Raw genomic sequence first — 15,359 nt, 5'->3', positions numbered from 1 at the left:
ATCCACCTCCTCCCTCTAGGCCAGTTGGCGCGCCAACTCATCCGCGAGACCGCCGTAAGCCAGCACCCGCCGGCCGAATGCGTGGCGGTCGTCCGCGCCGCCGTGGCTCGGTCCGGCGAACAACTGTGAGGTGACGTCCTGAGAGGCCGAGTGGAGATGATTGTCGAACCAGTCCAGCTCGTGGTCGGCGTCGTTCGCGATGACCCGGATCAGTTGGAACTGACCCCCGCCCTCTTTGCGGAAGTAAGCGAGCAGCTCCGGATTCCGCGGAAGATCGGTGTGCACCTCCACCTCGGCATAGCGCTGGTCTCCCCGTTCCAGCACCCGGCGGAACGCCGCATGTCGAACGCCGATCATCGCTTCTCCGAATCCTCGTCCAGCAGTCCCGACGACTCGATATGGCGCCGGGTCTCGTCCGTGCCCAGCTCGTAAAGCGTGTGATAGAGTCCTCTCATCCGCTCGTCGTAGTCCCCCAGCATGTCTTCTTCGTCCACCGATTTCCAGCCCGTATGGCGGAACGCGGCCGTTTCGTCCGCGCTCGACAAATCTTCGAACTGCTCCTGCAGTTTGTTCAACTCTTCGACGTTCGCCCGAATGGCGAATTCGAACGGCGAGACCGTCGGATCTTCGAGGATTTGCCCCGCGCCAACGGCTACGTAATACGTCTTGCGGTCGTCCATGGATGTTCGCCCCTTCCCTGATCGAATCTCCTCTATTTTCTCCACGCGGACAGACATTTTATGCCTTTTTTCGCATAACCATCAGTTGAGCGGTCCCTACCCCGTCATAGACGGCTATCGCGAAACCTAGGGGAGGTAGTTTCTTCCATGTGCGGAATTATTGGCTGGATCGATTGGAAAGCGGATTTGACACAGCAGGCGGACGTGCTGGAGCGGATGACGGAGACGATGGAGCTGCGGGGGCCGGATGCCTCCGGCACTTGGCTGTCGCGCCATTGCGCGTTCGGCCATCGGCGGCTGTCGGTCATGGACCCCGCGAACGGCGCGCAGCCGATGGTTCGGCCGACCAAGCGCGCGGAAGACCAGGATTGCGTCGTCGTCTACAACGGCGAGCTTTACAACGCGCCGGAGCTGAAGCGGGAGCTCGAATCGCTGGGATATGCGTTCCGCACGACTTGCGATACGGAAGTGCTGCTGCAGGCCTATGTCGAATGGGGTCCGGCTTGCGTGGAAAAGTTCAACGGCATCTTCGCCTTCGCCGTCTGGAATACCGAGGAGGAGCGGCTGTTCATGGCGCGCGACCGGCTGGGCGTCAAGCCGCTTTTTTACCGGCGGGAAGAGGGGAGGCTGCTGTTCGGCTCCGAACCGAAGGCCATCTTGGCGCATCCGGACGTACAGCCGGAGATCGACGGCGAAGGGCTGGCGGAACTGTTCGTGCTCGGCCCCGCGCGGACGCCCGGACATGGCGTGTGGCGCGGCATGTCGGAGCTGAAGCCCGGCCACACGCTTTTCTACGACCGCGACGGCATGCGGATCTCGGCCTACTGGCAGCTCGAAGCCGCCCCGCACGAAGAAGAGGAGGCCGAGACGGCAGAACGGGTCGGAGCGCTGCTCCAGGATACGCTGGAACGGCAGCTTGCCTCCGATGTGCCGGTCTGCACGCTGTTGTCGGGCGGTCTGGACTCCAGCGCGCTGACGGCGCTCGCCGTCGCTTACTACAACCGGACCGGGCAGGGCACGGTCCATACCTATTCCGTTGACTACGTCGACAACGACAAGCATTTCCAGGCGCATGCGTTCCAGCCGAACGCGGACGCCCCGTGGATCCGCCGGATGGTCGACCACCTGTCCACCGAGCACCACGAGATCCAGTTCGACACGCCCGAGCTCGTGAACGCGCTGGAAACGGCGGTGCTGGCCAAGGACTATCCCGGGATGGCGGACATCGACGCCTCCCTCTACCTGTTCTGCCGCGAGATCAAAAAGGGCGCAACCGTGGCGATTTCCGGCGAAGCGGCAGACGAAATATTCGGCGGCTATCCGTGGTTCCACCGGAAGGAGGCGCTGGAGGCGGAGACGTTTCCCTGGTCACTGTCCGCCGATTTGCGGGAGAGCATCCTGTCCCCGGAGCTGCTTTCGCTCCTCCGGCCGAAGGAGTATCTCGGCGACCGTTACGCTCAGGCTGTCGAAGAGGTGCCTGGCCTTCCGGGCGAGACGCCCGAGCGGCAGCGCATGCGGCGGATGTCGTACCTCAACATCACCCGTTTCATGCCGACGCTGCTCGACCGCAAAGACCGAATGAGCATGGCGGCCGGTCTCGAAGTCCGGGTGCCGTACTGCGATCACCGCCTCGTCGAATACGTATGGAACATCCCGTGGGCGCTGAAGATGGCCGGAGACCGGGAAAAGGGCATTCTCCGCCGCTCCCTCGAAGGGGTTCTGCCGCACGACGTGCTTTACCGCAAAAAAAGCCCGTATCCGAAGACGCACAACCCGAATTACCTGTCCGCCGTCCGCGACCGTCTGCTGGAGCGGCTGGACGATCAGTCGTCGCCCCTTCAGCCGCTCCTCGACGTCCGCCGTGTCCGGGAGATCGCCTCGTCCGTGGACGCGAATACGAATTTGCCCTGGTTCGGACAGCTGATGTCCGGTCCGCAGCTGTTTGCCTACTTGCTGCAGGTCGACTTCTGGCTGCGGCACTACCGGGTGCAGCTCGTCTGATCGACCGTTCGATGCGAGTGGCAGGATGATCGAGATGCGCCGAAAAGCCGCTTCCCCCTCATGGGGAGCGGCTCTTTCGGTTGTGCAAGTTCGGCGAAAAGAACGGCGAACGGCAACAACGCGCCTTAGGCGGAAAGCTCGCGGTGGTCCGTCCGGCGGATCGCCGGGAAGACGATGCGCACGGCCGCGCCGATGCCCGGGCGGCTGGCGATCGTCACCCCGTAAGCCTTGCCGAAGTGGAGCTTGATCCGCTGGTCGACGTTGCGGATGCCATAGCCGGCTTGATCGACGTCCGCGCCGCCGAATATTTCCTGAATCCGCGCCGGGAGGAAGCCGACGCCGTCGTCGATGACCTGAATGACGATGCAGCCGTCCTCGAGCTTGGCCGCGATGCGCAAGTGGATGCGGTCGCCGCACCAGGCGTGCTCGAGCGCGTTCTCGACGAAGGGTTGGATCGTCAGCTTCAGCATGAGGTAGCCGGCGACGGACGGATCGATGTCGTAGAGCACGTCCATCCGCTCGCCGTATTTCGTTTTCTGGATGTCGATATAGGCTTTGACCTGCTCCAGTTCGCGGTAGGCGGGGATGATGTTTTTCCCGTCGCTCAGCGACAGCCGGTAAAATTTCGCCAGATCGAGCACCATCCGGTGCAGCTTGTCCACCTCGCCGAATTTGGCCAGCCGGCTGATGGACGATAACGTATTATAAAGGAAATGCGGGTTGATCTGCGCCTGCAGCGAGGCGAGCTCCGCTTCCTTCTTCTGCAAATCCTTCAAATAAACCTCGCGAATGAGCCGCCCCGTGTTCTGGCCCATTTCGTTCAGCGCTTGGGAGATCCGGGTGAACTCGTCGTTTCCTTTGAAGTGGATTCGCTTGTGGAACTCCCCGCTTTGGAACGAGTCGAGCACGGTTACGATTTTCGTCACGCGCTTGGAAAAGAAACGGGAGATGAACAAACCCGCCGCCGAAAAGACAAGGAGGCACGCCGCGCAGATCAAGGCGGTCAGCAGCTGGATTTTGCGCGAGTCTCGCTCGGTCAGGTTCGCCGGGATGACCGCGCGAAGCGTCCAGCCGAGACTCGGGAGCGTCTGCTCGATCGCGAGCTGGCGTCCGGCAGGCTGCGCCTGCCACGTCTCTCCGATGGCCGGCGGCAGCGAGCCCGAGGACGTGACGACGCGCCCCCGGTTGTCGGCGATGAAGATCGTCGCCCCGGTGCCGATCTTCTGGTAGTCGACGCTCTCGAACAGATCCGCAAGCGGCACGCTGATGCGCAAAAATCCGATTTCCTTCACATCGCGGGGGCCGAGCTCGATAATCCGCCGCAGCAGCGAGATGCGGCTGTAGCGGTAGTCGTCCTCAATCTGCTTCCACTGCATCGTCTTGCCGTACTGCTCCTCGGGAAAGTCGCGGTACCAATCTTTGTCCGCGATGCGTTTGATATGGTACCAGTCGTACTGCTGATCGCGGAGCGCGATCGGGTCCGCGTCGCCGTAGTTTTTGTAGATTTCCGGCAGCAGCTCGTTGTGCAGATAAAACGACATCCACATCCGGCGGTTCGTTGCTCCGAGCGCGGTGCGGAACTTGGGCACCAAGTATTTTTTGGTCGCCTCGTAGTTCACCCATCCCGCCTCGAAATGCCGCAAGTGGGCGGCCAGCGAGTCGTCGTAGTAGAGCATGTCGGAAATGCGCTGCGTATCCTCCATACGGTAGGCGATATTGTCCCTCATCTGTTGCAGAGTGCCCTGGATGTTCGTCCGCGTCTTGTCGCGAATCGACTCGACGAAGACGGAGTTCGCCACGTAGCCCACGAGCAGCACCGGGATCATGATCAGGACGGCATAGGACAGCATCAGCTTGTAGCCGAAGCTCAGATAGCCTCGCTTAGTGCGCTTGCGGGACATCGCGATCCCTCCTCCTGACGCGGCGGTCGGTCAGCACTTTCTACGGTATTCCATCGGGGTCATTCCGGTCGTCTCCTTGAACTGCCTGCTGAAGTAGGGCAGATAGCGGTAGCCGACGCAGTCGGCCACCTCGTAGATTTTCAGCTTCGTCTCCCGCAGCAGCTCCTGCGCCTTGTCCATCCGGAGGTCGATGACGAACTCGCTGAAGTTGCGGCCCGTCTCTTCCTTGAACAGCAAGCCCAGATGGTTCGGCGAAAAGGAAAACCGCTCCGCGACGTCCCGAAGCGTCACGTTCTCGTGCAGCCGCTCCTTGATGCACGACACGACGCTTTGGACGAGCTTGCCGTTTTTGGACTGCTTTTTGGCCTGCAGCGTTTCCGAGAGCTCGAACACCTTGCGCCGAAGCCAATCTTCGATGTCGCCAACCGTCTCGAACTGCAGCAGGATATCCAGGTTTTTGAGTTCGAGGCCGAGCAGCTTGAACAGATCCTCGTTCAACCCGCGAAGATGCTCGTTCAGCTTCAAGATGACGTACATGGAGAAATGGCGGATCGTGATCTTGGACCCGAGCCGCGCGGCCAGGCGGAAGACGCTCGACAGCTCGTCGTGGGCGAGGACGAGATCGTACCGGGCGACGGCTTGCAGCATCGATGCCAGGTGGAGATCAAGTCCCTTCAAATCTTCGAGCTCCGCTTGCCCGCTCTCTTCGTAGACGAGCACCCTGCCTTTGCCCCGCAGCATCTTCTGCTCGAGGGCGCGCGCCGCTTCCGCGTAGGCGTCATGCAGCCCGGACAAGCCGTACGCCTCGCTGCCTAGGCCGATCGTCGCCGTGAACGGAAACGCCTCGCGCACGCGATCTGCGAGCGACTGCATGGCGTCCGGCCGCACGTCGGCCCCGAGCAGCAGCGCCGTCCGCTGCTTGGAGACGCGGCAAACCTCCTGGATGCCGTGCTCGGCCAGATACGCGGACAGCAGCGCGCCGAACCGGTCCAGCAGCACCCTGCGCTCCGGCTCGGGATAAGGATTCAGCTTCCACGTAAAGTCGTCGATCTCCAACGCGGCGACGCGGATCGGCCACCGAAGCCGATCCAGGCTGTAGGCCCGCTTCAGCACCGGGGAGGGCAGCGCCTCCGCCGGCGACTCCAGGAGCTGCAGCAAATATTCGTTTTTGGCGATCGGCACGAGCTGCCGGAGCGCCTCCCGTTCTTCCCGCCGGCGGCGCCCCTGGTCGAGCTCGCGCTTGACGCCCAGGAGCGCCTCGATCAATTCCTTGTCGTCCGTCGGCTTCAGCACGTAGCCGTCCGCGTTGAGCGACACGGCCTGCTTGGCGTATTGAAAATCCTGGTGCCCGCTCACGAAGATGACGCGAAGCTCCGACTGGACGGAGAGTGCGCGCTTTGCCAGCTCGAGTCCCGACATGTTCGGCATCCGGATGTCGGTGACGAGAATATCGATCTTCTCGGATTCGATCACCTCGCAAGCCGCGAATCCGTTGTTGACGGCGCCGGCGACCGTCAGCCCCAGCTCCGGCCACGGGATGAACGTCCGCATGCCCTCCAAGTCCAGCATTTCGTCGTCCGCCAGCAGCACCTTGTACATCGCGAAACCTCCTCTCGTTCGATGGCAAAGGAGAGCATACGCCACCGTATACTCTCCCTGCTTCCGCTATGAACGTCTTATTACTCGCCTTTCATGATCTTCTGGTTGCGGTGCCATCTTTCCGTCTGGTAGTCCAGCAGCTTCTGATAGCCGACCGCCATGGCGTCTTGATCCGCTTTGTCGAGAATCTTCAGCACTTCCTCGTCGCTCTTGGCGAACAGCGCCTGAGCTCTCGATTCGTCCCAGATGTCTTCGACCGCCGTCTGGATGATCCCTTCCTGGCTGTCCTTGGCCGGGCTCAGATTCGCGTATTCGGTCGCGTCGGCCTGGGTCTTCCAGGTGATGTCGTACTGCCACTTCAGCGTCCAGCTGCGCTGCTCGTCCTTCAAGGTCGACTCGAACTTGCCCTTCGTCAAGTCGGTGAACACCGTATTGCCGACGAAGATCAGGTTATTGGTAACGGCCTGCAGCTCCGCCAATCCCTTCGGATCCTGCCAGTACGCATCCTTGAATTTCGGCGTGATGCCGTCCGCTTCGTGACCTTCCCAATACTTGCCTTCCGGTCCCCAGTTCAGCACCGTCATGCCTTCCGGACCGGTCATCCAGTCGAGCACGGCGAACGCGGCTTCCGGATTTTTGGCGGACTTGGTGATGACGGCGACGTTCCACCCCAGCGTGGCGTACGTGCCCGGGTAAATTTTGTTCCGGTCGAGGCCCGGCTTCGCGATCGGCCAGATCATGAAGTAGCCGGCGTTCGGATCCTTCGCGACAAGCAGCTCCTGAGCCTTGGCCGCGATGTCCGTCGGGCTGGAGGACGCATAGACGGCGACTTTGCCGTTGTTCACTTTTTCGGTGACCTGGTCTCGCGTCTGCGTCATCGCGTCCTGCGTCATCAGCTTCTCGCGGAACAGCTTGGACGCGAACTGCATCGATTCGCGATAGACCGGATCCTTGAAGATCGAAGCCATCTTGTCGCCGGACGGCACGGCACGATTGCCCACCCAGCGATTCAACGCATTTTCGCCGAAGGCCGAGTAGAGCACGTCGAGCCCTTGGCCGTCGACCGCGAGCTCCGGCTCGAACGGGGTGATGCCGTTGCCGTACTTGGCATTGACCGCCTTTAGGTATTCATACAGATCGTCGGTCGTCTCCAGCTTCGGCGAGCCGAGCTCCTCGTAGATTTTTTTGTTGATGACGTAGCCGGCGTTGCCGTTCGGCTTGTCTTTGTTCGTGTACCAGTTCGGGAACTGGTACAGCTTGCCGTCTTCGGCGCGGAGCAGGTTGGCCGTCTCCGGCGACAGATACGTCTGAAGATTCGGATATTTCTTCATATAATCGTCGAACGGCACGAGCATATCCGCCTGGCGGAGCATCTCGTATTCGGCGGACCCGCGGTCCATCCAGATGATGTCGGGGAGCTCCTTGGTCGCCATCATCGTGCTGAGCTTCTTCTTTGCGTCCCCGCCGGACTGGATGAAGTTGATGTTCAGCTTTTTGTTTTCCTTGATCCATTTGGACACTTCGTCCTCGCCCCACGGCGGCGCCGCGTACCAGTCGTAGTGCCCGTAGAGGGAAATCGTGAGCGGCTCCTTGCCCAGCTCGAACGCATCGGAAGCGGACGCGCTCGGCGATGCGCTCGCCTCGGAGTTCGGTGAGGCCGCGGGCGAAGCTGCTCCGTTAGCGCCTTTGTCCTTGCCGGCGCAGCCCGCCAGCGCGGTCGCCAGAACGAACATCCCGGCGAACGTGCCGAGTAGTGCTCTCTTCGTCTTTCTCATCCAGGTCATGCCCCTCTCAAAAAATAAGTATAATCTATGGTTCAAGCAAAATGCTCTAAACCCGGGGGAAAAACGTCTTACTCCTTCAGCGAACCGACGAGCACCCCTTTGACGAAATGCCGCTGGACGAACGGGTAGACGCATACGATCGGCAGTGTCGCGACCATCATGACCGCCATCGAAAGCGATTTGCTCGTGACCTTCTGCATCTTGCCGAGGGCGGCCTGAGCGCCGGCGTCAAGCGCGGAGACGTTCTCCGTGACGATGTTGGAGTTCAGAATTTGCCGGAGAATCGTCTGGATCGGCAGCAGGCGCACATTCTCGATGTAGATGCTGGCGTAGAACCATTCGTTCCATTGGGTCACGGCCGTAAACAGGGAAAGCGTCGCGATGACAGGTCCCGAAAGCGGAAGCACGATGCGGAAGAGGGTGCCCCAGTTGCCGGCGCCGTCGATTTTGGCGGCCTCCTGCAACCCTTCGGGCAAACCTTTGAAGAAGGTGCGGAAGATGATCATGTTCCACACGTTGATGAGCACCGGGACGATGTAGACGAGGAACGTATTCATCAAATGAAGATCCCGAATCAGCAGGTAGGTCGGGATGAGACCGCCGCCGAAGTAGAGCGTGAGCATGCAGAAGATCATGTAGTACTTGCGCCCGATCAGGCCCGGAAGCGTCATGCCGTAGGAGAAGACCGCCGTGGCCAGAATCGAGGCGACCGTGCCGACGACGGTTTTGGCGACCGAGATGCCGAACGCCCCGAGCAACCGGTTGTCCTTGAAGATGATGTCGTAGTTTTCCAGCGTAAACGCGCGGGGCCAGAAGGTGACCCCGCCCATCGCCGTGTCCTGGCCGGCGTTGAAGGAGATGACGAGCGCATTCCAGAACGGATAAAACGTCGTGAAGGTCAAAAGCGAGAGCAGCGCGTAGATGACGATCGTCATCGTCCGGTCTCCGGCGGTCAGTCTGTGCATTCGTTAGGTCCTCCCGGTTCCATGATGCGGTCTTACCACAGGCTGTTGCCGGATCGGCGAGCCAGTTGGTTCGCGACGACGAGCAGCAGCACGCTGATGACGGCTTTGAACAAACCGATCGCGGTGGCGAAGGAGTAGCGCATGTTTTCGATGCCGATCCGGTACACGTACGTGTCGATGACGTCCGATACGCCGCGCAGGAGCGGGTTTTTTGCGAGCAGCAGGATGTCCTCGAAGCCGGCGTTCAGCAAATTGCCGATCGCCAGGATGAAGAAGATGGCGATGACGGGCAAAATCGAAGGCAGCGTGATGAGAAAGATTTGCTTAAACTTGCTCGCGCCGTCCATTTCCGCCGCTTCGTACAGGTTGGGGTCGATGCCGGCGATCGCCGCGAGAAAGACGATCGAGCCGAAGCCGACCTCCTTCCACACGTTCGTCGTGATGAGGATCGTCCAGAAATAGGACGGAATGGAGAGGAAATTGATCGGATTGTCGATCAGGCCGAGCCCGCGCAGCGCCATGTTGACGCTGCCGTTGTCCACCGAGAGGATCGAGATGACGATGCCCGCGACGATGACCCACGAGAGAAAGTAAGGCAAATACGTCACGCTCTGGACGAACCGCTTGAAAAAGGCGTGGCGGACTTCGTTCAGCATGAGCGCCAGGAGGATCGGGGCGGGAAAGCCGATCGCGAGCTTAAGCAGCGCGATGATGATCGTGTTGCGCATGACGTGGCCGAAGTCGGGGTTGGAAAAAAACGCCTCGAAGTGCTTGAAGCCGACCCAGGGGCTGTCCGCAAACCCTTTCAGAATGTTGTAATCCTTGAAAGCGGTCAGGATGCCGTACATCGGGATGTAGCTGAAGACGAAAATCAAGAGCAGGCCGGGCCATACCATGAGCTGCATGTCCCATTGCCGGAAAAACCGGATCCAGGGGCCGCCGGACGGCTTGGCGGGGATGTCGTGCTCGGTATTCGCGGTGAGGTGCGCCACGTTCATTCCTCCTGTGCAACGATGCTGTTTGACCTAAGTGTATCGGTTTGAAAGCGCCATTAAAATTTGCCTGGGCAACGAAAAATGATACTTTGCAACGGTCCCGTTCCAAGTAAAAACGGTTTTGCCGTCTTCCCGGACGGCGGCACATTTTTATCGGAGGTCATACAGATATGGACAGGGGTAAAACTTCTACATTCTGAATGACCAAAAAAAACACCCTACAATTCTTAAGGATTGTAGGGTGTTCACAAATCGTATTCGAAGCTTGTCCTACAGCCGGGCGAGCAGGCGGCGGAGCGCCTCGCCGCGATGGCTGACGGCGTTTTTTTCCTCTGTCGAGAGCTCCGCCATCGTGCGGCCGTAGTTCGGCAGCCAGAACAGCGGGTCGTAGCCGAACCCGCCTTCGCCACGCGGCGTAGGGAGAATAAATCCGCGGACGTCGCCCTCCGCCGTCTTTGTCTCGCCGCCCGGCGCGTACAAGACGAGCGCGCTCACGAAGCGGGCGGCGCTCAGCGCGTCGGGAGCGCCGGCCGCTGCCGCCTCGTCTGGCGGCGTCAAGCCTGTGGCCGCCAGCTCGCGGAGCAGCTTGGCGTTGTTGTCCGCGTCGGACGCGCCTGCGCCGGCGTACCTCGCCGAATAGACGCCGGGCGCGCCTCCGAGCGCGTCGACGCAGAGCCCCGAATCGTCCGCGAGCGTGGGCAGCCCGGTCGCTTCGGAGACGATGCGCGCCTTGATCAGCGCGTTGTCCGCGAACGTCTCCCCGTCCTCGACGATGTCTGGGATCGCCTCCGGCGCCTCGTTCAGGTCCCGCACCTCGATGCCGAGCGGGGCGAACGCGGCGCGGAATTCGTTCGTTTTGCCCCGGTTGCGCGTCGCGACGAGCAGCGTCTCGCCGGCCCGGATCATACGCGGGCCGTCCCGATCCGCGTCCCCGCCTCGCCCAGCGTCTCCCGCTGCATCGCGATCAGTCGGCGGATGCCGTCTTCGGCGAGCCGCAGCATGTCGTCCAGCTCGTGCCGCTGGAACGGCGCCTCTTCGCCGGTCCCCTGGATTTCGACGAAGGCGCCGGCGCCCGTCATGACCACGTTCATGTCGACCTTCGCCTTCGAGTCTTCCGCATAGTTCAGATCGAGCAGCGTCTCGCCCTGGAGCGAGCCGACGCTGATCGACGCAAGATAGTCCGTGATCGGATAGGTCGCAAAGCCCGCGCCCGCCGACAGCTTATGTACCGCCAGCGCCAGCGCGATAAACGCGCCGGTGATCGACGTCGTGCGGGTCCCTCCGTCCGCTTGCAGCACGTCGCAATCCAGCGTAATCGTACGTTCGCCCAGCGCTTCGAGGTTCACAACGGAGCGGAGAGCGCGGCCGATCAGCCGCTGGATTTCCATCGTCCGGCCGACTTGCTTGCCTTTGACGGACTCCCGCTGGTTGCGCGTCTGCGTCGCTCGCGGCAGCATCGCGTACTCCGCGGTTACCCACCCTTTGCCCTGACCCTTCAGGAATGGGGGCACCTTCTCGTCCACCGTCGCGGTACACAGCACTTTGGTGTCTCCCATTTCGATGAGCACCGAGCCCTCGGCGTATTTATTGGGATGAAGCGTCACGGCAAAGGGCCGCAGGTCGCTTGCGTTTCTTCCGTCCGTTCTCATGGATGTTCCTCCTCCGAAATCGCCGGCCGCTCTTGCGGCCTCAAACCTTTCCCATTTTACCAAAGTCCTCGCCCAAAAGCATCCCCGATCCGGGCCCTCCGCATGCTTCCGTATGACGGGAGCCAATCCGGGCAATCTAAAAGCCGAATGGAAATGGAAGGGAGGGAAGGGAAATTGCTCAAAGAAGTCAAAAACAAGCTGGGCAATCCAGATGATCTGATCTCCGAAACGATGGACAACGGCTACACGAAAATGGAGTTCTGCTTCTTCCCCGGCATGTGCGACATCAATCAGGTCAAAAATGGCATCCTCGTTCCCTTCTCCTATCGGTTCGATCCCGACGAATTCCGGCGCATGCTCCGTGCCGACCTGGCCTTCATCCATGCCGACAAGCCGGACGAATGGGCATCGATGCTGCTCAAAGGCTGCGCGCTGCTGGAGTACGAAGGGGAAGTCTTCGCCTTCGGCGCGGTGCGCAGAATGCAGACGAAGCCGGATCCGACGGAGGTCGAAGCGTCCCTGCAAGGCCCTCAGTCCGCCTATACGGAGGATCTCGACCTCAATTTGAACCTGGTACGCACCGTCTACAATTCGACGACGCTGTCCGTAGAATGGCATCAGAAAGACAATATCGCTTCGCAATCGCGCATCATGATCCTGTACGACCGGGAAAAGGCGAACCGGGACACGGTGAAGGAGGTACGCACTCAGCTCGACAAAGTCGGCAAAAACCTGATTCTCGGCGCGGGACAGCTGGCCAAGCTCATGTCGCACAATCGGCACCGTTTGTTTCCGGTCATCCTCCTCACCGAGCGGCCCGACCGGACCGTCATGCACCTGAACAAAGGCAAGATCGTCGTCATGCTGGACGGCAGCCGCTTCGCGCTGCTGATGCCCGTCCGCTTTTTCGACTTTTTGAGCGCAATGGACGACTATTACGAGCCGTTCTGGATGAGCCGCTTTTTGATCGTGCTGCGTTATATCTCCATGCTGCTCACCCTCACGCTGCCGGCGCTGTACATCTCCATCGTCTCCTACAACCCGGAAGTGTTCCGCGTTCAGCTCGCCTTCTCGATCGACGGCAGCCGGGCGGCTGTCCCGTACCCGTCCTTCATCGAGGTACTCATTATGCTCTTTATGATCGAGGCGCTGATCGAAGCCAGTATCCGACTGCCCCGGTTCGTCGGCTCGACCGCCGCAACCGTCGGAGGCTTGATCCTCGGCCAAGCCGCACAGCAGGCCGGTCTCGTCAGCAGCATCATGATCATCGTCACGTCCGTCGTCGCGATCTCGAATTTCGTCATTCCGAACTCGACGTTCAGCTACTTCATTCGCATCATCAAGTACGTGTTCGTCGCCGTCTCCATTTTTTCCGGTCTGATCGGCGTCGTCGTCACGCTGTTCATGCTGATCGTCTATCTGTGCAACATGCGCAGCTTCGGCGAGCCATACTTCGCCTTGTTCATGAACGCCAAGAAGCATGCGGGGAAAGATCAGACCAAACCTCAGAAAGCGGGATGAATTCGGATGGTCCGTTTCTTCTATTACCATGTCATCTACGTCGGCATGATGAACATCATGGTGCTCGTGCCTTCGATGCTCATCAGCCACCGGTTCAACGGCGCCGTGTCGGCGATGCCTATCGCGATCGTTTCCGGCACGCTGTTCGCCTGCGTGACGTCGTTCTGCTTTCAGCGCTTCCCCGGCATGGGCCTCCCCGAGCTTTACAAACGGTTTCTGCCCCGTTGGCTCGGGATCGCGCTGAATCTGCTCGGCGCCTTCGCCTGGGCGACCGGAGGCATCATCGTCCTCTATTCTTACTCGAATACGATCGGATTGTTTTTCAACCCCGAGACGAGCCCCTATATCAACTTGGCGATCATGTCGGCCGCATGCATCTGGGCCGCCAGCCGGTGCTCCCGCTCCGTCCAGTTCACCCAAGAGATGCTGCTTATCCTCAGCTCGCCGGTGATCTTCTGGATTATGTTCAAAGCCATCTTAAGCCCTTGGCTCGACTGGGACGCGATCCGCGTCGTGGCCGGCCGGATCACGGAGCCGCCTTCCGTCGTCCCGTTTTTCGCGGCCACGTTCGTCTTCTCGGGCTACTTGAACGTGACGCTGTTCAACCGGCTGACGGAACGCGGCCACCGCTACAAGCACCTCTGGATCATCCCGGTGTTTTGCAGCTTTTTTCTGCTCGTCTCCTTCTTCGTGCCGATCGGCTTCCACGGGACGCAAGCGGTGGGCAACTATCTGTATTTGTGGAGCGTCACGATGGACTGCCTGATCATGAAGTACGGATTTATCCAGCGCGTATTGTACTTGTTCCTCCTGTTGTATACCCTGCTGTCGCTGCTGTTCGTGATGAATACGTGGCACACGGCCATGGAATTCGTCAAAGCATGCACGCGGCGCTACCCGCCGCGTCCCGAACAGCCGGAAGTGCCCCGGATCAATTGGTACATCTGCACGGTCTTCGCCGTCTGCACGTTCGGGTACGCCTATATGATGAACGACCTGCGCAACCAGATGGTAAGCGAACTCTGGCTCATCGGCCGCTATTTCATCGAGCTGCTACTGCTTCTTCTGGTGATCCTGTTCGCCTGCCTGGAACGCAAAGGCGTCCGCAGGCGTCCCGACCCCCGTCCGCCGACCAAAAACGCCAACGGGGTGCCGGGGCCATGAAACGCGCCGGCATCCGCCTGCTGCTCCTCGCGTCGTTCTCGTGGTCGCTGCTGCCGCTCGGCGGCTGCCAGCTGAAGGACATCGACAAGCGGTTCTTCGTCGTGTCTGCCGGCTTCGATGTCGCGGACAATCCGGCCAAGCCCTATCGCGTCACGCTCCGTCTCGCGCTCACGTCCTCCAAACTCGAAGCCGGCGCCTCGCATACCCAGGTGGAGACGATGGACGCGGCCTCCGTCGCGGAAGCCGTCCGGCATTTGAAGGCCAACGTGGACAAAGAGCTCGAATTCGGCCACTGCCGCGAGTTCGTGTTCGGCAGGGAGATGCTCGAGCAAAAGGGATTCCAGGAAGTCATGGAGTGGCTCGCCCGCAGGCGCGATATCCAGGGCGTCTCGAACGTCATGATCGGCGACCCCGACGCTTCGTCGATTTTGGAAACCAAGCCGTTGTCCGAACGCTACCCCGGCAACGCGCTGTTCCTCACATTCGGGAACGAAGGCACGGAAGCTTCGGATACGGTCACGGAGTATTTGTTCGATCTGTACCGCCGCGAATACGAAACCGGCCTCGATCCCGTCCTGCCGGTCGTCCGCAGCGTGCAGCACGCCTATCAGATCAACCGCGTGGCATTGCTGGACAAAGAAAAAATACGCCTCATCCTCAGTCCGGAAGAGACGCAGATCTACAATATGACGGCCAACGACATTCGCAAGTCGGTTTTGGCCATGCCGACCGCCGAAGGCCGGCTCGTCATGGCGGTCACCAAAGTTAGGAGCCGGGTCAGCGTCGCGGACGGCGGAATTCCGAAGGTCGTGCTCCACGTCCGCGCGACGGGCTTTCTCGAGCAGAGCCCGCCGCGCCTGCTGGAACGGGACTGGGACGGCTTGGAGCGGAAATTGGGACGCTATTTCTCGGAAAAAACGGTCGAGCTGCTGGAGAAGATCCGCGACCAGAACATCGATCCCTACGGGTTCGGCCTTCACTACCTCGCGAACCACTATGGGCGTCCGAGCACGTGGGAGAAATGGAAGGAGCTTTATCCCCGGGTCAAATTCGAAGTTCGGACGGACGTCAAGATTCAGGGGACGGGATTGATCCGTTAG

The 15,359-nt window shown here is 60.6% G+C and carries 13 protein-coding genes; 4 read left to right on the top strand and 9 right to left on the bottom strand.

The features are described 5' to 3' along the window. Window positions 1-15: 15 nt before the first annotated feature. Window positions 16-357: a hypothetical protein gene (locus LKX83_RS21895; RefSeq protein WP_227884906.1), complete on the bottom strand. Its 342-nt coding sequence runs from the start codon at window positions 355-357 to the stop codon at window positions 16-18. Next, the gene (locus LKX83_RS21890; protein ID WP_227884904.1) at window positions 354-680 is read right to left on the bottom strand and encodes a hypothetical protein; all 327 of its coding nucleotides are present in this window, start codon (window positions 678-680) and stop codon (window positions 354-356) included. Before LKX83_RS21890 ends, LKX83_RS21895 begins: the two co-directional genes overlap by 4 nt. A 147-nt stretch (window positions 681-827) precedes the next feature. On the opposite strand from LKX83_RS21890, the gene asnB reads away from it, so the two are divergent. Continuing rightward, window positions 828-2,681, top strand: coding sequence for an asparagine synthase (glutamine-hydrolyzing) (gene asnB / locus LKX83_RS21885; RefSeq protein WP_227884902.1), 1,854 nt, complete (start codon window positions 828-830; stop codon window positions 2,679-2,681). 125 nt (window positions 2,682-2,806) lie between these two features. Here the strand turns inward: asnB and LKX83_RS21880 are convergent, their stop codons facing one another. From LKX83_RS21880 to rph, 7 genes are all read right to left on the bottom strand, one after another. Continuing rightward, window positions 2,807-4,582, bottom strand: a complete 1,776-nt coding sequence (locus LKX83_RS21880; protein WP_227884900.1) for a sensor histidine kinase — start codon at window positions 4,580-4,582, stop codon at window positions 2,807-2,809. A 30-nt stretch (window positions 4,583-4,612) separates the two neighbouring features. After that, a complete protein-coding gene (locus LKX83_RS21875; protein ID WP_227884895.1) occupies window positions 4,613-6,181 on the bottom strand; it encodes a response regulator in 1,569 nt (522 codons plus the stop codon). 80 nt (window positions 6,182-6,261) lie between these two features. Next, window positions 6,262-7,956, bottom strand: a complete 1,695-nt coding sequence (locus LKX83_RS21870) for a type 2 periplasmic-binding domain-containing protein (RefSeq protein ID WP_227884893.1) — start codon at window positions 7,954-7,956, stop codon at window positions 6,262-6,264. 77 nt (window positions 7,957-8,033) lie between these two features. Further along, window positions 8,034-8,930: a carbohydrate ABC transporter permease gene (locus LKX83_RS21865; protein ID WP_227884891.1), complete on the bottom strand. Its 897-nt coding sequence runs from the start codon at window positions 8,928-8,930 to the stop codon at window positions 8,034-8,036. A 32-nt stretch (window positions 8,931-8,962) separates the two neighbouring features. Next, on the bottom strand, window positions 8,963-9,835 hold the full coding sequence (locus LKX83_RS21860) for an ABC transporter permease (RefSeq protein WP_227884974.1): 873 nt from the start codon (window positions 9,833-9,835) through the stop codon (window positions 8,963-8,965). 360 nt (window positions 9,836-10,195) lie between these two features. Continuing rightward, window positions 10,196-10,831: an RdgB/HAM1 family non-canonical purine NTP pyrophosphatase gene (rdgB, locus tag LKX83_RS21855; protein WP_227884889.1), complete on the bottom strand. Its 636-nt coding sequence runs from the start codon at window positions 10,829-10,831 to the stop codon at window positions 10,196-10,198. Beyond that, the gene (rph, locus tag LKX83_RS21850; RefSeq protein ID WP_227884887.1) at window positions 10,828-11,574 is read right to left on the bottom strand and encodes a ribonuclease PH; all 747 of its coding nucleotides are present in this window, start codon (window positions 11,572-11,574) and stop codon (window positions 10,828-10,830) included. Before rph ends, rdgB begins: the two co-directional genes overlap by 4 nt. A gap of 174 nt (window positions 11,575-11,748) precedes the next feature. Between rph and LKX83_RS21845 the strand changes: the two genes are divergently transcribed. The 3 genes from LKX83_RS21845 to LKX83_RS21835 are packed head-to-tail and all read left to right on the top strand — an operon-like array spanning window position 11,749 to window position 15,359. Next, window positions 11,749-13,095, top strand: coding sequence for a spore germination protein (locus tag LKX83_RS21845; RefSeq protein ID WP_227884885.1), 1,347 nt, complete (start codon window positions 11,749-11,751; stop codon window positions 13,093-13,095). A 6-nt stretch (window positions 13,096-13,101) separates the two neighbouring features. Further along, window positions 13,102-14,259 (top strand): hypothetical protein, encoded by a 1,158-nt coding sequence (locus tag LKX83_RS21840; protein WP_227884884.1) that lies wholly within the window; start codon window positions 13,102-13,104, stop codon window positions 14,257-14,259. Continuing rightward, complete coding sequence (locus LKX83_RS21835) at window positions 14,256-15,359, top strand: Ger(x)C family spore germination protein (protein ID WP_227884883.1); 1,104 nt, start codon at window positions 14,256-14,258, stop codon at window positions 15,357-15,359. The genes LKX83_RS21840 and LKX83_RS21835 overlap by 4 nt, the downstream gene beginning before the upstream one ends.

It is taken from the genome of Cohnella baijiui, assembly GCF_020731285.1.
Lineage (GTDB): Bacteria > Bacillota > Bacilli > Paenibacillales > Paenibacillaceae > Cohnella.
The sequence above is the reverse complement of the archived record's forward strand: the minus strand, read 5'-3'. Positions and strand labels throughout refer to the sequence as shown.

Coding starts and splice junctions, on each gene's coding strand:
- LKX83_RS21895 (WP_227884906.1), bottom strand. CDS start 357: ATGATCGGCGTTCGACATGCGGCGTTCCGCCGGGTGCTGGAACGGGGA.
- LKX83_RS21890 (WP_227884904.1), bottom strand. CDS start 680: ATGGACGACCGCAAGACGTATTACGTAGCCGTTGGCGCGGGGCAAATC.
- asnB (WP_227884902.1), top strand. CDS start 828: ATGTGCGGAATTATTGGCTGGATCGATTGGAAAGCGGATTTGACACAG.
- LKX83_RS21880 (WP_227884900.1), bottom strand. CDS start 4,582: ATGTCCCGCAAGCGCACTAAGCGAGGCTATCTGAGCTTCGGCTACAAG.
- LKX83_RS21875 (WP_227884895.1), bottom strand. CDS start 6,181: ATGTACAAGGTGCTGCTGGCGGACGACGAAATGCTGGACTTGGAGGGC.
- LKX83_RS21870 (WP_227884893.1), bottom strand. CDS start 7,956: ATGAGAAAGACGAAGAGAGCACTACTCGGCACGTTCGCCGGGATGTTC.
- LKX83_RS21865 (WP_227884891.1), bottom strand. CDS start 8,930: ATGCACAGACTGACCGCCGGAGACCGGACGATGACGATCGTCATCTAC.
- LKX83_RS21860 (WP_227884974.1), bottom strand. CDS start 9,835: ATGCAGCTCATGGTATGGCCCGGCCTGCTCTTGATTTTCGTCTTCAGC.
- rdgB (WP_227884889.1), bottom strand. CDS start 10,831: ATGATCCGGGCCGGCGAGACGCTGCTCGTCGCGACGCGCAACCGGGGC.
- rph (WP_227884887.1), bottom strand. CDS start 11,574: ATGAGAACGGACGGAAGAAACGCAAGCGACCTGCGGCCCTTTGCCGTG.
- LKX83_RS21840 (WP_227884884.1), top strand. CDS start 13,102: ATGGTCCGTTTCTTCTATTACCATGTCATCTACGTCGGCATGATGAAC.
- LKX83_RS21835 (WP_227884883.1), top strand. CDS start 14,256: ATGAAACGCGCCGGCATCCGCCTGCTGCTCCTCGCGTCGTTCTCGTGG.